Below are 17,122 nucleotides of genomic sequence, written 5' to 3'. Positions count from 1 at the left end.
CAGATGCCCCCTACCAGGAGGTGCCGCATGACAGTCCTGGAGCAGCCAGGCGCATACCGCCCCGCGCCGCCGCCCGCCTGGCAGCCGCGCACGGACCCCGTGCCGCTGCTGCCGGACTCCGAGCCGTACCGACTGCTGGGCACCGGTGCCGACCTCGATCCCGGCCTGCTCAGGACGCTCTACACGCAACTGGTGAGGGGCCGCCGCTACAACCGGCAGGCCACCGCGCTCACCAAGCAGGGCAGGCTCGCCGTCTACCCCTCCTCCACCGGGCAGGAGGCGTGCGAGGTGGCCGCGGCCCTGGTGCTGGAGGAACGGGACTGGCTCTTCCCCAGCTACCGCGACACCCTCGCCGCCGTCGCCCGCGGCATGGATCCGGCCGAGGCGCTGGGACTGCTGCGCGGCGACTGGCACACCGGCTACGACCCGCACCGGCACCGCGTCGCCCCGCTGTCCACCCCGCTGGCCACCCATCTGCCGCACGCCGTCGGGCTCGCCCACGCCGCCCGGCTCAAGGGCGACGACGTGGTGGCGCTGGCCATGGTCGGCGACGGCGGCACCAGCGAGGGCGACTTCCACGAGGCACTGAACTTCGCCGCCGTCTGGCGCACCCCGACGGTCTTCCTCGTGCAGAACAACGGGTTCGCGATCTCCGTCCCCCTGGCCAAGCAGACCGCCGCGCCCTCGCTGGCCCACAAGGCCGTCGGCTACGGCGTCCCCGGCCGTCTGGTGGACGGCAACGACGCGGCGGCCGTCCACCGCGTCCTGGCCGAGGCCGTCGAGCGCGCCCGGCGCGGCGAGGGGCCCACCCTCGTGGAGGCCGTGACCTACCGGATCGACGCCCACACCAACGCCGACGACGCCACCCGCTACCGCGGTGACGACGAGGTCGGCGCATGGCTCGAACACGACCCCGTGGCGCTGCTGGAGCGCGAGCTGACCGAGCGCGGCCTGTTCGACGACGCGACACGCGACGGGGCGCACGAGGAGGCCGAGGAGATGGCCGCGCGGCTGCGCGAGGCGATGAACGAGGATCCGGTGCTCGACCCGGCGGACCTCTTCGACCACGTCTACGCGGAGAAGACCACGCAGCTCAGGGAGCAGGCCGCACAGCTGCGCGCCGAGCTGGACGCGGAGAACGACGGACGGGACGGAACCGCCGGGCACGGCGGGGCCGCCGGGAACGCAGCGGGAGGCGAGCGATGACGACCGCGACCACGGGCAGGAGCGCGGACAGCGCGGGCAGGGCGGACCGGAAGGCCCGGGCCGGCTCCGGAGCCGGATCAGGAGCCGCCCGCAAGCCCGCCACCATGGCCCAGGCCCTCAACCGCGCGATGCGCGACGCCATGGCCGAGGACCCGTCCGTGCACGTGCTCGGCGAGGACGTCGGCACGCTCGGCGGCGTCTTCCGCGTCACCGACGGCCTGACCGCCGAGTTCGGCGAGGACCGCTGCACCGACACCCCGCTGGCCGAGGCCGGCATCCTGGGCACGGCCGTCGGCATGGCGATGTACGGGCTGCGGCCGGTGGTGGAGATGCAGTTCGACGCCTTCGCCTACCCGGCCTTCGAGCAGCTCCTCAGCCACGTCGCCAAGATGCGCAACCGCACGCGCGGCGCGCTGCCGCTGCCCATCACCATCCGGGTGCCCTACGGCGGCGGGATCGGCGGTGTGGAGCACCACAGCGACTCCTCCGAGGCGTACTACATGGCCACCCCCGGCCTGCACGTGGTGACCCCGGCGACGGTGGCCGACGCCTACGGGATGCTGCGGGCCGCCATCGCCTCCGACGACCCGGTGGTCTTCCTGGAGCCCAAGCGGCTGTACTGGTCGAAGGCCGACTGGTCGCCGGAGGACCCCGAGACCGTCGAGCCCGTCGGCCGCGCCCGGGTCCGCCGTACGGGGACGTCCGCCACGCTGATCACCTACGGCCCGTCGGTGCCCGTCTGCCTGGAGGCGGCCGAGGCCGCCCGCGAGGAGGGCTGGGAACTGGAGGTCGTCGACCTGCGTTCCCTGGTGCCCTTCGACGACGAGACGGTCTGCGCGTCGGTGCGGCGCACCGGCCGGGCCGTGGTCGTCCACGAGTCCTCCGGTTTCGGCGGCCCCGGCGGCGAGATCGCCGCCCGGATCACCGAGCGCTGCTTCCACCACCTGGAGGCGCCGGTGCTGAGGGTGGCCGGATTCGACATCCCCTACCCGCCGCCGATGCTGGAGCGCCACCACCTGCCCGGAGTGGACCGGGTCCTGGACGCCGTCGCCCGGCTCCAGTGGGAGTCGGAGTGGACCGAGCGGCCCGAGGCGTTCGGCGGGGCGGACACGCCCGAGAGGGGTGGCCGCTGATGGCCGGGGTCCGCGAGTTCGCCCTGCCCGACCTGGGCGAGGGTCTGACGGAGGCCGAGATCGTCCGCTGGCTGGTGTCCGTCGGCGACGTCGTCGCCGTCGACCAGCCGGTGGTGGAGGTCGAGACGGCCAAGGCGATGGTCGAGGTGCCGTGCCCGTACGGCGGTGTGGTCACCGCCCGGTTCGGGGAGGAGGGCGCCGAGATCCCCGTCGGCGCGCCGCTGGTGACGGTGGCCGTCGGAGCATCCGCCGCCCCGGCCGGCTCGCCCGCCGGGGCGGCGGACGGGGCACCGGCCGAAGTGCCGGCCGAGACCTCGGAGAAGTCCGGGAACGTACTGGTGGGATACGGCACGGGCGCGCCCGCCGCCCGCCGCAGGCGGATCCGCCCGGCGAACGGCGTGCCCGTCCCGCCGCCCGCCGTCGTGTCCGCCGCGCCGGCTGCTCCCGCGGCCCCCGCGGCTCCGGCCCCGGAGGCGTCCGCGCCCTCCGCGGCCTCCGCACCCGCCGAGTCCGTGGAGACCCGTCCCGCCGACGGGCCCGTATCGGTGATCTCGCCGCTGGTGCGGCGGCTCGCGCGGGAGCACGGGATCGACCTGCGGCAGGTCGCCGGTTCCGGCCCGCGGGGGCTGATCCTGCGCGCCGACGTCGAGCGCGCGGTGGCGGAGGCACAGGCCGTGCCCGCCTCGGCCGACGGCGCCGCCGTGTCCGCACCCGTACCCGCCGCCGCACCCGTATCCGCCGCCGGCACCGCCGTGCGCGGCGAGCGGATCCCGCTGCGCGGGCTGCGCGGCACGGTCGCCGACAAGCTCTCCACCTCCCGGCGCGAGATCCCCGACGCCACCTGCTGGGTGGATGCCGACGCCACCGAACTGCTCGCCGCCCGGCGGGCGATGAACGCCGCGGGGCCGAAGATCTCCCTGCTCGCGGTCCTCGCCCGGATCTGCACGGCCGCCCTCGCCCGGTTCCCCGAGCTGAACGCGACGGTGGACACGGCCGCGCGCGAGATCGTCCGGCTGCCCGAGGTCCACCTGGGCTTCGCCGCGCAGACCGACCGCGGGCTCGTGGTCCCCGTCGTACGCGACGCCCACACCCGTGGCGCGGCCGGGCTGTCCGAGGAGATCGCCCGGCTGACCGAGTCCGCCCGCGCGGGGAGGCTGACGCCCGCCGAGCTGACCGGAGGCACCTTCACCCTCAACAACTACGGCGTGTTCGGGGTGGACGGCTCGACTCCGATCATCAACCACCCCGAGGCGGCGATGCTCGGAGTCGGCCGCATCACCCCCAAGCCGTGGGTGCACGAGGGCGAGCTGGCGGTACGCCAGGTCGTGCAGCTGTCCTTCACCTTCGACCACCGGGTGTGCGACGGCGGTACGGCGGGCGGCTTCCTGCGGTACGTGGCGGACTGCGTCGAGCATCCGGCCGTACTGCTGCGCACCCTTTGACTCCTCCCCCGCCGGTCCCGGCCGGAGACCCCTCCGCCCGGGCCGGGGCGGAGGGGGTCACACTCGGGGCATGACTCATGTGTACGACGCCGTCGTCATCGCCGGCGGCGCCGCCCGCCGGCTCGGCGGGGTGGACAAGCCCGCCCTCACCGTCGGGGGCCGGACGCTGCTCGACCGGGTGCTGGACGCCTGCGCGGACGCGGCGCGGACGGTGGTCGTCGGCCCGCGCAGGCCGACGGCCCGGCCGGTGGACTGGGCGCGCGAGGATCCGCCCGGCGGCGGGCCGCTGGCGGCCCTCGACGCCGGACTGCGCCGCACCGGGAGCGGGACGGTGCTGGTGCTCTCCGCCGACCTGCCGTTCCTGACGTCCGCCACCGTGCGGGCGCTGCTGGACGCCGTGCACGGCACGCACGGCACGCATGGCACGCACGGCATCCACGGCACGGACACCGGCCCCGACGACGCCCCCGACGACGCCCCCGACGGGGCGATCGTGGTGGACGACGGGCGTGCCCAGCCCCTCCTGGGCGTCTACCGCGCCGAGTCCCTCCGCCGCGAACTGGCCCTGCTCACCGCCGAGCACGGGCGGCCGGCGAACCTCCCCCTGCGGCTGCTCACCGATGAACTCGTACTGCGCCGCATCGCCCCCGCCGGTCCCGAGGAGGCCCGCGACTGCGACACCCGGGAGGAACTCGCCTCGGCCCGCTCCCGCATCAGGGAGCATGGACGCGTGCTGAACGAATGGATGACCGCGGCCAAGGCCGAACTCGGTGTCGACCTCGACGTCGACACCGCCGCCCTTCTCGATCTCGCGCGGGACGCCGCGCACGGCGTGGCCCGGCCCGCCGCCCCGCTGACGACCTTCCTCGTCGGATACGCGGCGGCGCGTGCGGGCGGGAGCTCCGAGGACGTGGCCGAGGCCGCGCGCAAGGCCGCCGAACTGGCCCGGCGCTGGGCCGCGGAGGCCGCCGACGCCGCGGAGGCGGAGGGGGCGGGAAAGACCGGCGGGAGCGGGGAGTCCCGCGGCGGAGAGGGAACGGACGCCGGATGAGCGGCGACGAGCTGGCCGATGCCCTGGCCCTGGCCAACGGCCGCGGTGACAAGCACGGTGACACGTACGGCACCGCCCGCGGTGGCGGCCGGGCCGGGGGCCGGGAACCCGGCCCGGCTCCCCGGGAGAGCGGCCCCCACGGCCCGCGGGACGGCGCACGGCACCGCGACTGGCCGGCCGCCCGTGCCGCCGCCGCCCGTGCCGGGGCCGGCCGGCGGGCCGAGCCCGCCACCGTCCCTCTGGACGAGGCCCTCGGCCACCGTCTCGCCGCCCCACTGACCGCGCTCACCGATCTGCCGGCGTTCGACACCTCGGCCATGGACGGCTGGGCCGTCTCCGGGCCCGGCCCGTGGGAGCCGCTCGACCCCGAGGACGGCACGCGGGACGCCGGGGACGCCGGGAACACCGGGAACACCGGGAACACCGGGGACACCGGGAACACCGGGGACGCCGGGAACACCGGGGGCACAGCCTCCGGCGCGCCCCACGGCATCCTGGCCGGCGACGACCGCCCGGCCCCGCTGCCGGACGGCCACGCCGTCCGCATCGCCACGGGCGCCCGCATCCCGCCCGGCACCACCGCCGTACTGCGCTCCGAGTACGGCGAGGTCCGCGACCGGCGGCTGCGTGCGAACGGCGCGCCCCAGCACGGCGCGGACATCCGCCCGCGCGGCCAGGAGTGCCGGGCGGGCGACCACCTGCTGCCCGGCGGTACGCCGGTCACCCCGGCCGTGCTGGGGCTGGCCGCCGCCGCGGGCTGGGACGAGTTGCCGGTCCTGCGCCGTCTCCGCGTCGAAGTCCTGGTGCTGGGCGACGAGTTGCTGGCTTCCGGTATCCCGTCCGGCGGCCGGGTCCGCGACGCGCTCGGCCCGATGGTCGGCCCCTGGCTGACGGCTCTGGGCGCCGAGGTCACCGCCACCCGCCGGCTCGGCGACGACGCCGGGGCGCTGTACGCCGCGCTGGATGGGACCGCCGCCGACCTCGTCGTCACCACCGGCGGCACGGCCGCCGGCCCCGTCGACCACGTCCACCCGGCTCTGCGCCGCCTGGGGGCGGAGCTGCTGGTCGACGGGGTGCGCGTACGCCCCGGCCACCCGATGCTGCTGGCACGGCTGCCCTCGGGCGCGCATCTGGTCGGGCTGCCCGGCAACCCGCTGGCGGCCGTGTCCGGGCTGCTCACCCTCGCCGAACCGCTGCTGCGGGCCGCCACCGGCGCCGGTCCGTCCGAGGCGCGGCGCACCGGACCGCGTACCGTCCGGCCCGCCGGAGCGCGCACCGAACAGCGCACCGAACAGCGCACCGAACAGCGCACCGGAGACGGCACACTGCCCACCGCCGCCCTCCTCGGCGAGATCCAGGGACACCCCCGTGACACCCGTCTGGTCCCGGTCGTGCAGGATGGCGGTGGCGTACGGCCGCTGCGGTTCAGCGGCCCCGCGATGCTCCGCGGCATCGCGGCGGCCACCGCCCTGGCGGTCGTGCCGCCCGGCGGCGCTCCCACCGGCGCCGGCGTACACCTTCTGAGACTCCCGTGGGCGTGACGGCATGAACCACACCTCGCCCGAGGAGCTGCAGCACTTCGTGCAGCTTCCCGAGCCGCCGGCCGGGCCGCTGCGGCAGGTGCTGCGGCGGCTGGTGGCCGCGCTGGTCGTGCTGCTCGTGACGGTGTTCCTGGTGTACCTCGAGCGCGACGGTTACAACGACGGCGCCGACGGCGAGGTCTCGCTGCTGGACTGCTTCTACTACACCACCGTCAGTCTCTCCACGACCGGCTACGGCGACATCGCCCCGGTCAGCGACAGCGCCCGGCTGGTCAACGTCCTGGTCATCACCCCGCTGCGCGTCCTGTTCCTGATCATCCTGATCGGCACCACTCTGGAGGTGCTGGCCGAACGGACCCGCCAGCAGTTCCGCCTGGCCCGCTGGAGGTCCTCCTTGCGCGACCACACCGTCATCATCGGCTTCGGCACGAAGGGGCGCTCCGCGGCCGAGACGCTCATCTCGACCGGGGTCCCCCGGGAGCGGATCGTGATAATCGATCCGAGCCGCAAGGTCGTCGAGGCGGCGAACGCCGACGGCTTCACCGGCGTCGTCGGCGACGCGACCCGCAGCGACGTCCTGCTGAAGGCGGAGGTGCAGCGGGCGGCCCAGGTGGTCATCTCCACCCAGCGTGACGACACCGCGGTCCTGGTGACGCTCACCGCCCGCCAGCTCAACCGCAATCTGCGCATCGTCGCGGCGGTGCGCGAGGAGGAGAACGCGCCGCTGCTGCGGCAGTCCGGCGCGGACTCCGTGATCACCAGCGCCAGTGCCGCCGGACGGCTGCTCGGCATGTCCATGCTCAGCCCGAGCGCGGGCGCGGTCATGGAGGACCTGATCCACCAGGGCACGGGGCTGAACCTGACCGAGCGCCCGGTCACCAAGGCCGAGGCAGGCCGCTCCCCGCGCGAGTGCAGGGACCTCGTGGTCTCCGTGGTGCGCGGCCACCGGGTGCTGGGCTACGACGACCCGGACGCGGCGGTCCTGGAGCTCACCGACCGCCTCGTCGTCATCCGCCGCGCCACCCCCTCCACCACCGTCATGCCCTCGGAGACCCCGCGAGGGTAGCGTCACCCCCATGCACGCGATCACCATCACCGAACCCGGCGGTCCCGACGTCCTGGTCTGGACGGAGGTGGACGACCCCGTGCCCGGCGACGGCGAGGTCCTGGTCGAGGTGGCGGCCGGCGCCGTCAACCGCGCCGACATCCTCCAGCGGCAGGGCTTCTACGATCCGCCCCCGGGCGCCTCGCCCTATCCCGGGCTGGAGTGCGCGGGCCGGATCGCCGAGCTGGGGCCGGGCGTGGGCGGCTGGAAGGCCGGCGACGGGGTGTGCGCGCTGCTCGCCGGCGGCGGGTACGCGCAGAAGGTCGTCGTGCCGCACGGCCAGCTCCTGCCGCTGCCCGACACCCCCGACGGCCCGCTCGACCCGGTCACCGCCGCCGCCCTCCCCGAGGTCGTGTGCACGGTCTGGTCGAACGTCTTCATGCACGCGAAGCTGCGCCCCGGCGAGACCCTGCTGGTCCACGGCGGGGCCAGCGGCATCGGCACCATGGCGATCCAGCTCGCCAAGGCCGTCGGCGCGCGGGTGGCGGTCACCGCGGGCAGCCGTGAGAAGCTGGAGCGATGCGCGGAGCTGGGCGCGGACGTCCTGATCGACTACCGCGAGCAGGACTTCGCCGAGGAGGTCCGGGCGGCCACCGGCGGACGCGGCGCGGACGTGATCCTCGACATCATCGGCGCCAAGTACCTGGAGCGGAACGTCAAGGCGCTCGCCCGCGGTGGCCGGATCGTCGTCATCGGCCTCCAGGGCGGCGTCAAGGGGGAGCTGAACCTGGGGGCGCTGCTCGCCAAGTGCGGTACGGTCTCGGCCACATCGCTGCGCGGCCGCCCGCCGGGGGAGAAGGCGGAGATCGTCGCGGCGGTGCGTGAGCACGTCTGGCCGCTGATCGCCGCCGGGCGGGTCCGCGCGGTCGTGGATCGCACGGTGCCGATGAGTAATGCCTCCCGGGCTCACCGGGTACTCGAGGAGAGCGATCACGTGGGCAAGGTGGTTCTCACCGTCTGAGACGCCGGTCCGCCGGCCCGGTCCGCCGATCCGCCGGTCCGGGATGCCGGGTCCGCGCGTTCGTGTGACGCTTGTTACACCATTCGATGTCTGGTACGGGAGGGGGCGTAGCGGTGAGGGAAGCCGCGATCACCCTGCTGGCCTGCGCGATGGTGCTCGTTCCGGCACCCGTCGCCCTGGCCTCCCAGCAGTCCGCGGCCGTGGCGGCCGTTCCCGGCGGCGCGTGGGACGGGGTGGAGCCCCGAGCGGAGGGTGCGGGCGAGCCCTCGTCCTCCCCCACCGCCTCTCCGGACGACCCGGACGGCCCGGACGGCCCGGAGGAGAGCGGGGAGCCGGACGAACCGCGGGAGCCGGACGATCCCGAGGGGACGGAGCGCCCCCCGCGCTTCACCCTGCCGCCGTGGCCGGGCAGCTCCTCCCCCGGCCCGGACCCGTCGTCCACGTCCACCCCCACGCCGGAGCCCACCTTCGGCGAGCCCTCCGGCGAACCGTCCGGTACGGCCCCCGGCGGGGACGGCGACGGGGAGCGCGGTCCCACCGGATCCGCCGGGCCGCCGGGCACGCCGCGGCAGACCCCCCAGGGCCGGGCCGAGCAGATCGTCGACCGGCGCGGCGGCGCCGGCGGCCACTACGACGACTACGTGTACGACGACGGCCGAAGCGGCGAGGAGCCCGACCGGAACCGTGCGACGCCCGCCACCGGCGGCCAGCTCCTCCCGGTGCTGCCGCTCGGCGCGGGGCTGACCTTCCTCGGTCTGGGCCTGGCCTCGCTCGCCCTGCGGCTGCGGCGCTGAGACGGGCGGCGCCGCTCCCGGGGGATCGCCCTCCGGCCGCGGGGACGGGCATTGCAGAATGGGGGTATGACTCAGCCGATGAACGAACGCTCGCAGGAGAGCCAGCACGTCCTGGTCGTGGGGCCGGACGGAATGGCCCTCGGCAGCACCGCCGCTCCCAGGAGCGGGGACGGCGGCTCCGACGACGAGCCGCGTGAGATCCCCGTGACGGAGATGGTCGAGCAGCCCGCGAAGGTCATGCGGATCGGCAGCATGATCAAGCAGCTCCTGGAGGAGGTCAAGTCGGCTCCCCTGGACGAGGCCAGCCGTGCCCGGCTCAAGGAGATCCACGCCAGCTCGGTCAAGGAGCTGGAGGACGGCCTGGCGCCCGAGCTGATCGAGGAGCTGGAGCGGATCTCGCTGCCGTTCACCGACGACGCGGTGCCCACCGACGCCGAGCTGCGGATCGCCCAGGCCCAGCTCGTGGGCTGGCTGGAGGGGCTGTTCCACGGTATCCAGACGGCGCTGTTCGCCCAGCAGATGGCGGCCCGCGCCCAGCTGGAGCAGATGCGCCGCGCGCTTCCGGCGGGCGCGCTGCCCGAGGAGGAGGGCGACGGGCGCGGCGGCCAGATCCGTTCCGGCGGCCCCTACCTCTGACATCTCCGAGCGGCCGCCTCCGAGCGGCCGCCTCCGAGCGGCCGCCTCCGAGCGGCCCGGACCCCGTACGCGCGAGGGGCCGGCACGTGATCCGCGTGCCGGCCCCTCGTTCGCGTCCGTCCCCCGTTCGCGTCCGCCGCCGTCAGCCCTCCGGGTGACCGGTGGAGACGGTCAGCGTGATCTTGTCCTTCTTCGGGTCGAAGCCCTCGTAGGCCTCCGGGGACTGCTTGAGGACGGTGTTCTTCCCGTACAGGTTCTCGTCCTCGTACTCGACGTCGTCCAGGATCCAGCCCGCCTCGCGGACGCAGTCCTTGACCGAGTCCAGGTGCTTGAACGTCAGGTCGGGCATGCTCGTCTTGCCCTTGTCGAAGAGGCTCTCCGACGCCTCCGTGCACTTGGCCGGGTCGATGGTCTTCGAGGTGTCCTCGTCCTTGAAGCCGCTGTCTCCGTCTTCTCCGTCGTCACCGCCGTCGTCGGTGTCCGTGCCGGCGCCGTCGCCGTCGGTCTCCTGGCCGCCCGTGCCGCCGCCGGAGTCGCCCCCGCCGGTGCCCGCGGGCTGCTCGGCCGTCCGGACGGGCCCCGGGGACTCGCCCGCCCGCGGGTCCTCCCCGCCGCCGCCACCGCCGTTGAGCGTCACCGCGATGATCACGGCGGCGACGACGATGATCGCCGCGACCGCCGATCCGACGATCACCCCGGTGTTCCTGCCGCCGCCGGGGGGCTGGGGCTGGGGCGAGAGGGTGTAGGGCGGCGGGGTCGGCGCGCCGCCCTGGGGGCCGTACGGGCCCGGCACCGGTGTGGAGTAGCCCTGCTGCTGGACCGGTCCCGCGGCCCCGAAGCCGGCCGTCGGCGCGTAGTGCGGCTGGTACGGCTGCTGCACGTTCGGCGGCGGCGGGGTGGCCTGGGCGTCCACCGGCGGGAAGACCGACTGGGAGACGGCCGCGCCGCTGTTGGGGCCGGGGGCGCCGCCGGCGATCAGCGGGGTGGTGTTCGAGGCGACCACCGAGTTGCGGACGCGCTCGCACTCCTGGCGCATCGACTCGGCCGTCGGGAACCGCTCGTTGGGGTTCTTCCGCAGCGTCCGCGCGACCAGCGCGTCCACGGCCGGGGGCAGCGACCGGTTGATCGACGAGGGTGCGGGCGGCTCCTCCTGGACGTGCGCGTACGCGATGGCCAGCGGCGAGTCCGCGTCGAAGGGGAGGCGCCCGGTGAGCAGCTCGAAGAGCATGATGCCCACCGAGTACAGGTCGGAGCGGGCGTCCACGCCGCGCCCCAGCGCCTGCTCGGGGGAGAGGTACTGCGGGGTGCCGACGACCATGCCCGTCTGCGTCATCGAGGTGACGCCGGACTGCATGGCGCGGGCGATGCCGAAGTCCATCACCTTGACCGTGCCGCGCCTGTTCAGCATGACGTTGCCCGGCTTGATGTCCCGGTGCACCAGGCCCATCTCGTGGCTGGCCTCCAGTGCGGCGAGCACCTCGGAGACGATCGTCAGCGCCTTGTCGCTCGGCATCGCCCCGAGCCGGGCCACATCCTCGTCGAGGACGTTGCGCAGCGGCTTGCCCTCGACGTACTCCATGACGATGTAGGGCACCGTCGCGCCGTCGATCTCGTCCTCGCCGGAGTCGAAGACCGAGACGATGTTGGTGTGCGTCAGCTTGGCGACCGCCTGCGCCTCGCGGCGGAAGCGCTCCCGGAAGGACTGCTCGCGGCCCAGCTCGGTGTGGAGGGTCTTGACCGCCACCTGCCGGTCGAGCACCGTGTCGTAGGCCAGGTGCACCGACGCCATGCCGCCCTGGCCCAGCAGGTCGCGCAGCTGGTAGCGCCCGCCGCCGACCGTACGCCCCTGGTACGCGGCCTGCGCGCCGTCGTCACTCATCTGACTGCTTCCCCCTCGGCGCCGCAGGACTGCCGTCTTACGGGCCTGCGCGTGTGCGGTTGCTCTGCTGGTGCCCGTGGTGCCGCCGGCCGGCCTCCGAGAACGCCGGGCGGGGCACCGGTCCACCCGTGGACTCCACCCGTGATTCCAGGCCAAGTCTGCCCCAGCGGCCGGACACGTCAAGGCGCTTGCCCGTTCCGTGACCCGATGCGCGCATACGCGTCACACGCGCTCGCGGGGGCGTCCGACATCGTAACTTGCCAGCTGGACGCCCGAGCGGGTTGGATGGTCCGTTGCTGCCCCCAGCGCTCCCGGTGCCGCATCCCGCGCCGCGTCTCTTCGCCTTCGCCGAGGGGCACGGCCCCCGGACCCTGTTAGCGTGCACAGGGAGCAGAGCTTACGGATCCGCGCTCGCGGACCTGATCTACGGCGAGGACTGATGGCACAGACACAAGCCGCCGGAGGGCCTTCGGAGCCCGACGAGACTGCTGGTGGGGTGTCCGATTCGCCCGAGTCGTGGGGCAGTGGCGGTGTGGTGGGCGACGGACGCTACCGCCTCACGCGCCGGCTCGGCCGCGGCGGCATGGCGGAGGTGTTCGCCGCCGAGGACGTACGCCTGGGCCGCACCGTCGCCGTCAAGCTGCTGCGCGCGGACCTCGCCGAGGACCCGATCTCCAAGGCCCGCTTCACGCGCGAGGCGCAGTCCGTCGCCGGTCTCAACCACCACGCGGTGGTGGCCGTCTACGACTCCGGCGAGGACGTGGTCGGCGGCAACACCGTGCCGTACATCGTCATGGAGCTGGTCGAGGGCCGCACCATCCGCGACCTCCTGCTCAACGCCGACGCGCCGCCGCCCGAGCAGGCGCTGATCATCATCTCCGGGGTGCTGGAGGCCCTCGCCTACAGCCACCAGCACGGCATCGTGCACCGCGACATCAAGCCCGCCAACGTCATCATCACCAGCAACGGCGCCGTGAAGGTGATGGACTTCGGCATCGCCCGCGCCCTGCACGGCGCGTCCACCACCATGACCCAGACGGGCATGGTCATGGGCACCCCGCAGTACCTCTCCCCCGAGCAGGCGCTCGGCAAGACGGTGGACGCCCGCTCCGACCTGTACGCCACGGGCTGCATGCTCTACGAACTGCTCGCGCTGCGCCCGCCGTTCACCGGCGAGACCCCGCTGTCGGTGGTCTACCAGCACGTCCAGGACGAGCCGGTGCAGCCCTCGCGGGTGAACGACTCGGTGCCGCCGGAGCTGGACGGCCTGGTGATGCGGGCGCTGGCCAAGGACCCGGACGACCGCTTCCAGACCGCCGAGGAGATGCGCGGCCTGGTGCAGTACGCGCTGCGCATGCTCCAGGATCAGGGCGGCCACACCGGCGGCCTGTGGAACACCGGCGCGGTGGTCTCCACCGGCGCCACACCCGCCATGGGCACCCCGGGCGCCTACCAGGGCGGCGACACCCCCTCCGCCACCCCCGCGGGCGGCTACCCCGACGACGCCGCGACCCGGGTCGGCCCGCCGCTGCTGATGGGCGCCCCCGGCGGCGGCTCGTACGACGGCGGCGCATACGACACGGGCGGCGGCTACGGCGACGGGCGCCGGGGCGGCAGCGGCCTGAAGTACGGGCTGATCGCCTTCTTCTCCGTCCTGGCCATCACCGCGGGCATCTTCCTGGCGGTCAACGGCAACGAGGGCGGCCAGGACCGGAAGGGGCCGGAGAAGACCACCTCCACGCCCTCCCCGGAGGAGAGCTCGTCGGAGCCCTCGCCCGACGAGGAGGAGACCGAGGAGCCCGGCCAGGGCGGCAACACCGAGCCCGGCGGCACGGGCGGCTGGCAGAACGGCGGCGGGAACACCGGCGGCTCCGGCGACTGGCAGACCAGCCCGGAGCCCTCGACCAGCGGTGAGCCCAGCGAGCCCGACGGCGGCACCGACGAGGGCACCACCGACGGCGGCACCGACACCGGTGGCACGGACACCGGCGGTACGACCGAGGGCGGCACCACCGAGGGCGGCACGGAGACCGGTGGCACGGGCGACGGCGGCACCACCGAGGGCGGTACCGGCGGTGACACCGACACCACCACCGGCGGCACCGACACCACCACCGGCGGCACCACCGCCGGAGACGGGGCGGCCACGGCCGGGGGAGCGCCGGGCGGGCCCGGCGGCGGCTCCGGCGGCTGACCCGGCCCGCGTCCGGCAGTCCCCGCAGTCCCCGCAGCCCCCGCAACTCAGCACCCGGCCCCGGCCCGGGTCGGCCCGACCCCTCCGGTCGGCCTCGGCCGGCTCCGGCGGCTGATCCGATCCGCGTCCGGCAGTCCCCGCAACCCAGCACCCGGCCGGCAGACCGCCGGGCTCGGGTAGAGCCCGGCGCACCCGGTGTCCCTGGGCAACCCCGGGACACTCCCGGCGCGCCCCGGGCACCCTGACGCCCAGTCGGCAATCCCGGGCGGCCCCACTTCCGGCAGGGAGGCCGGCCCCCGGCCGGCTCCAGCACCTGACCCGGCCCCCGGCCCCCGGCCCCCGGCCCCCGGCCCCCGGCCCCCGGCCCCGGCCGGTCTGCTCGGGCAGAGCCCGGCGCCCCGGGCGGCAACCCCGAGCGGCGGACTCGGGCGGCGGACTCGGGCGGCGGACTCGGGCGGCCCCGGCCGCCCATACCACCTTCGAGCCCCCGGCGCACAACGCGTCCGGACGGTAGCTCTCGGTGATCTACGATCCCCGGCGTGCAGTCTCCCCACCTCTCCCGTTTCACCCTCGCCACGCTGGTGCGGCGCTTCGGCGCCGGGGAGCCGGTCTCCTGCGAGCCGGTGGCCCAGGGGCTGCTGAACCGCGGCTACCGGCTGTCCACCACGCGGGGCCGGTTCTTCCTCAAGCACCACCTCGACGGCGATCCGCGCGACCCGGCCCGCATCGAGCACCAGCACCGCGTCACCGTCCGCCTCGGCGATCTCGGAGTCCCGGTCGTGCCGGCGGTCGAGGACGACTCGGGGCGGACCGTCGCGGTGGTGGAGGACCGCTGCTACGCCCTCCACCCGTGGGTGGACGGCCGCCACCGCGACGGCGGCGAGCTCTCGCGCGGGCAGTCGCGCCGGCTGGGCGCGCTGCTGGGCCTGGTGCACGTACGGCTGGACCAGGTCGCGCCCGTGTCCGACGCCGAGTGCGCGGCCGAGCCCAGCGCCGACCCGGAGGTGACCTTCGGCCTCATCGACGAGCTGCTGGCCCGGGTGCGCACCCGGGCCCGGCGCGACTGCTTCGACGAGCTGGCCGACCACCGGCTGCGCGAGCGCCGAGCCCTGCTGGAGCGCCACGCCCACCGCCGCCCGCCCGCCGGGGCCGAGCCGGTCGCCGGATGGGTGCACGGCGACTTCCACCCACTGAACCTGCTCTACCGGGACCGGGCCCCCTGGGAGCCCGTCGCGATCGTGGACTGGGACCGGCTCGCCGTGCGGCCGCGCGCGGAGGAGGCGGTGCGGGCCGCCGTCATCTTCTTCCTGCGGCCCGGCGGCACCCTGGACCTGGCCAAGATCCGGGCTTACGCCCGCGCCTACCGCGCCGCCACCGGGGCCGGGGCGGACGAGATGGCCGCGGCCGTCCACCGGGTGTGGTGGGAGCGGCTCAACGACTTCTGGATGCTGCGCTGGCGCTATCAGCTGCGCGACCGCCGCACCGATCCGCAGTTCCCGGCGGCCTCCGCGCTGGTGGTGTGGTGGACCGGCCGTTACGAGGCGGTGCGTGACGCCTTCTGTCTGTAGTTCCGCCCGCGGGCGGGGTATGGGCGGTGCACGGCTTCTGCGGGATCTTGTGGGTCTTCACCCTCCGTGTCCGTCTCACATATCGATCACGCACCATCTCCGCGTCACTCATCCACAGCTCTTCCCGTCACTTCGGTACCGGGATAACGTGCGTTTGTCCCAGGCGCTTGCGAGGCTGTGACCAGTGACGTTCCAGGCTTTTGCGATTTACTTGGAAACCCAAGCAAAATTGCAGGTCAGGGACCCTTCGCGCATGTGCGGAGGTACTGGGTAACGTGCTGACAGCGGGCCGTCGAACGGGACACCTGTCACCGCTCGGTTCCGTCCGCGCCGCACCTACCCCGTGGGCCGTACGGATCCGGGCGAGCCTCTCCCTGCCACCGGCGGGGAATCCCCAGGCTTCCCGGCGACCCCGGGGGCCGGACAGACGGAGGAGCACAAGTGACCGTGGAGAGCACTGCCGCGCGCAGCAAGCCGCGCCGCAGCAGCGGAAAGCGCACCACGACGAGCGGGGCGAGGAAGCGCTCGCAGTCGGCCGCGCGCCCCGAGCTCGTACAACTGCTGACGCCGGAGGGCGAGCGGGTCGAGCACCCGGACTACTCGCTGGACCTGACCCCCGACGAGTTGCGCGGTCTGTACCGCGACATGGTCCTCACCCGCCGGTTCGACGCCGAGGCCACCGCGCTGCAGCGGCAGGGCGAGCTGGGCCTGTGGGCGTCGCTGCTGGGCCAGGAGGCCGCGCAGATCGGCTCGGGCCGGGCGCTGCGGGACGACGACTACGTCTTCCCGACCTACCGGGAGCACGGCGTGGCCTGGTGCCGCGGGGTGGACCCGACCAACCTGCTGGGCATGTTCCGCGGCGTCAACAACGGCGGCTGGGACCCCAACAGCAACAACTTCCACCTCTACACCATCGTCATCGGCTCGCAGGCGCTGCACGCCACGGGTTACGCGATGGGCGTGGCCAAGGACGGCGCGGACAGCGCGGTGATCGCCTACTTCGGCGACGGCGCGTCCAGCCAGGGCGACGTGGCGGAGGCGTTCACCTTCTCCGCGGTCTACAACGCGCCGGTGGTGTTCTTCTGCCAGAACAACCAGTGGGCGATCTCCGAGCCCACCGAGAAGCAGTCCCGCGTTCCGATCTACCAGCGCGCCGCGGGCTTCGGCTTCCCCGGCGTCCGGGTGGACGGCAACGACGTGCTGGCGGTGCTGGCCGTGACCCGGGCCGCCCTGGAGCGCGCCCGCACCGGCGAGGGCCCGACCCTGGTCGAGGCGTTCACCTACCGGATGGGCGCCCACACCACCTCCGACGACCCCACCCGCTACCGCAAGGACGCCGAGCGCGAGGAGTGGGAGGCCAAGGACCCGATCCTGCGGCTGCGCACCTACCTGGAGAAGGAGGGCCTGATCGACGCCGACTGGCTCGCCGGGCTCGACCAGGACAGCGACGCGCTGGCGCTGCGGGTGCGCGAGGCCATCCGGACCATGCCGGACCCGGACACCATGGCCATCTTCGAGAACGTCTACGCCGACGGGCACGCGCTGGTGGACGAGGAGCGCGCCCAGTTCGCCGAGTACCTGGCGTCCTTCGCCGACGAGGAGGGCCGCTGAG

General features: G+C 74.6%; 13 protein-coding genes. 12 read left to right on the top strand and 1 reads right to left on the bottom strand.

The window, feature by feature from the left end; translation table 11 throughout:
- Positions 1-27: 27 nt before the first annotated feature.
- The 9 genes from pdhA (CUT83_RS00870) (at position 28) to CUT83_RS00830 (ending at position 9,869) form a co-directional block, all read left to right on the top strand.
- Positions 28-1,206: a pyruvate dehydrogenase (acetyl-transferring) E1 component subunit alpha gene (pdhA, locus tag CUT83_RS00870; protein ID WP_101253953.1), complete on the top strand. Its 1,179-nt coding sequence runs from the start codon at positions 28-30 to the stop codon at positions 1,204-1,206.
- Positions 1,203-2,339, top strand: a complete 1,137-nt coding sequence (locus CUT83_RS00865) for an alpha-ketoacid dehydrogenase subunit beta (RefSeq protein ID WP_101253952.1) — start codon at positions 1,203-1,205, stop codon at positions 2,337-2,339. The genes pdhA (CUT83_RS00870) and CUT83_RS00865 overlap by 4 nt, the downstream gene beginning before the upstream one ends.
- On the top strand, positions 2,339-3,781 hold the full coding sequence (locus CUT83_RS00860) for a dihydrolipoamide acetyltransferase family protein (RefSeq protein WP_101253951.1): 1,443 nt from the start codon (positions 2,339-2,341) through the stop codon (positions 3,779-3,781). The genes CUT83_RS00865 and CUT83_RS00860 overlap by 1 nt, the downstream gene beginning before the upstream one ends.
- A gap of 70 nt (positions 3,782-3,851) precedes the next feature.
- On the top strand, positions 3,852-4,832 hold the full coding sequence (locus CUT83_RS30625; RefSeq protein WP_101253950.1) for an NTP transferase domain-containing protein: 981 nt from the start codon (positions 3,852-3,854) through the stop codon (positions 4,830-4,832).
- Complete coding sequence (locus CUT83_RS00850) at positions 4,829-6,373, top strand: molybdopterin molybdotransferase MoeA (protein WP_101253949.1); 1,545 nt, start codon at positions 4,829-4,831, stop codon at positions 6,371-6,373. The genes CUT83_RS30625 and CUT83_RS00850 overlap by 4 nt, the downstream gene beginning before the upstream one ends.
- A 4-nt stretch (positions 6,374-6,377) precedes the next feature.
- Positions 6,378-7,439 (top strand): potassium channel family protein, encoded by a 1,062-nt coding sequence (locus CUT83_RS00845; RefSeq protein WP_101253948.1) that lies wholly within the window; start codon positions 6,378-6,380, stop codon positions 7,437-7,439.
- A 10-nt stretch (positions 7,440-7,449) separates the two neighbouring features.
- The gene (locus CUT83_RS00840) at positions 7,450-8,439 is read left to right on the top strand and encodes an NAD(P)H-quinone oxidoreductase (protein WP_101253947.1); all 990 of its coding nucleotides are present in this window, start codon (positions 7,450-7,452) and stop codon (positions 8,437-8,439) included.
- A 113-nt stretch (positions 8,440-8,552) separates the two neighbouring features.
- Positions 8,553-9,233, top strand: coding sequence for a hypothetical protein (locus CUT83_RS00835; protein WP_101253946.1), 681 nt, complete (start codon positions 8,553-8,555; stop codon positions 9,231-9,233).
- Between the two features lie 66 nt (positions 9,234-9,299).
- Complete coding sequence (locus tag CUT83_RS00830) at positions 9,300-9,869, top strand: bacterial proteasome activator family protein (protein WP_173914996.1); 570 nt, start codon at positions 9,300-9,302, stop codon at positions 9,867-9,869.
- 142 nt (positions 9,870-10,011) lie between these two features.
- On the opposite strand, the gene CUT83_RS00825 is transcribed toward CUT83_RS00830, so the two are convergent.
- Entirely contained in the window at positions 10,012-11,748 is a 1,737-nt protein-coding gene (locus tag CUT83_RS00825) for a Stk1 family PASTA domain-containing Ser/Thr kinase (protein ID WP_101253944.1), read from the bottom strand.
- Positions 11,749-12,187: 439 nt separating this feature from the next.
- On the opposite strand from CUT83_RS00825, the gene CUT83_RS00820 reads away from it, so the two are divergent.
- From CUT83_RS00820 to pdhA (CUT83_RS00810), 3 genes are all read left to right on the top strand, one after another.
- Complete coding sequence (locus CUT83_RS00820; RefSeq protein ID WP_101253943.1) at positions 12,188-13,942, top strand: protein kinase domain-containing protein; 1,755 nt, start codon at positions 12,188-12,190, stop codon at positions 13,940-13,942.
- A 539-nt stretch (positions 13,943-14,481) separates the two neighbouring features.
- Complete coding sequence (locus CUT83_RS00815) at positions 14,482-15,510, top strand: phosphotransferase (protein ID WP_240958100.1); 1,029 nt, start codon at positions 14,482-14,484, stop codon at positions 15,508-15,510.
- A gap of 441 nt (positions 15,511-15,951) precedes the next feature.
- Entirely contained in the window at positions 15,952-17,121 is a 1,170-nt protein-coding gene (gene pdhA / locus CUT83_RS00810; RefSeq protein ID WP_101253941.1) for a pyruvate dehydrogenase (acetyl-transferring) E1 component subunit alpha, read from the top strand.
- Position 17,122: the final 1 nt, after the last annotated feature.

The sequence above is a fragment of the Streptomyces barkulensis genome, assembly GCF_002843305.1.
GTDB lineage: Bacteria > Actinomycetota > Actinomycetes > Streptomycetales > Streptomycetaceae > Streptomyces > Streptomyces barkulensis.
Note: the sequence above shows the minus strand (reverse complement) of the source record. Positions and strands in the feature narration are given on the sequence as shown.

What these genes read in the sequence shown, in the direction of transcription:
- CUT83_RS00820 (WP_101253943.1), top strand. Translation starts at nt 12,188, where the DNA reads ATGGCACAGACACAAGCCGCCGGAGGGCCTTCGGAGCCCGACGAGACT.
- CUT83_RS00850 (WP_101253949.1), top strand. Translation starts at nt 4,829, where the DNA reads ATGAGCGGCGACGAGCTGGCCGATGCCCTGGCCCTGGCCAACGGCCGC.
- CUT83_RS00845 (WP_101253948.1), top strand. Translation starts at nt 6,378, where the DNA reads ATGAACCACACCTCGCCCGAGGAGCTGCAGCACTTCGTGCAGCTTCCC.
- pdhA (WP_101253953.1), top strand. Translation starts at nt 28, where the DNA reads ATGACAGTCCTGGAGCAGCCAGGCGCATACCGCCCCGCGCCGCCGCCC.
- CUT83_RS00830 (WP_173914996.1), top strand. Translation starts at nt 9,300, where the DNA reads ATGACTCAGCCGATGAACGAACGCTCGCAGGAGAGCCAGCACGTCCTG.
- CUT83_RS00860 (WP_101253951.1), top strand. Translation starts at nt 2,339, where the DNA reads ATGGCCGGGGTCCGCGAGTTCGCCCTGCCCGACCTGGGCGAGGGTCTG.
- CUT83_RS00840 (WP_101253947.1), top strand. Translation starts at nt 7,450, where the DNA reads ATGCACGCGATCACCATCACCGAACCCGGCGGTCCCGACGTCCTGGTC.
- CUT83_RS00865 (WP_101253952.1), top strand. Translation starts at nt 1,203, where the DNA reads ATGACGACCGCGACCACGGGCAGGAGCGCGGACAGCGCGGGCAGGGCG.
- CUT83_RS30625 (WP_101253950.1), top strand. Translation starts at nt 3,852, where the DNA reads ATGACTCATGTGTACGACGCCGTCGTCATCGCCGGCGGCGCCGCCCGC.
- CUT83_RS00825 (WP_101253944.1), bottom strand. Translation starts at nt 11,748, where the DNA reads ATGAGTGACGACGGCGCGCAGGCCGCGTACCAGGGGCGTACGGTCGGC.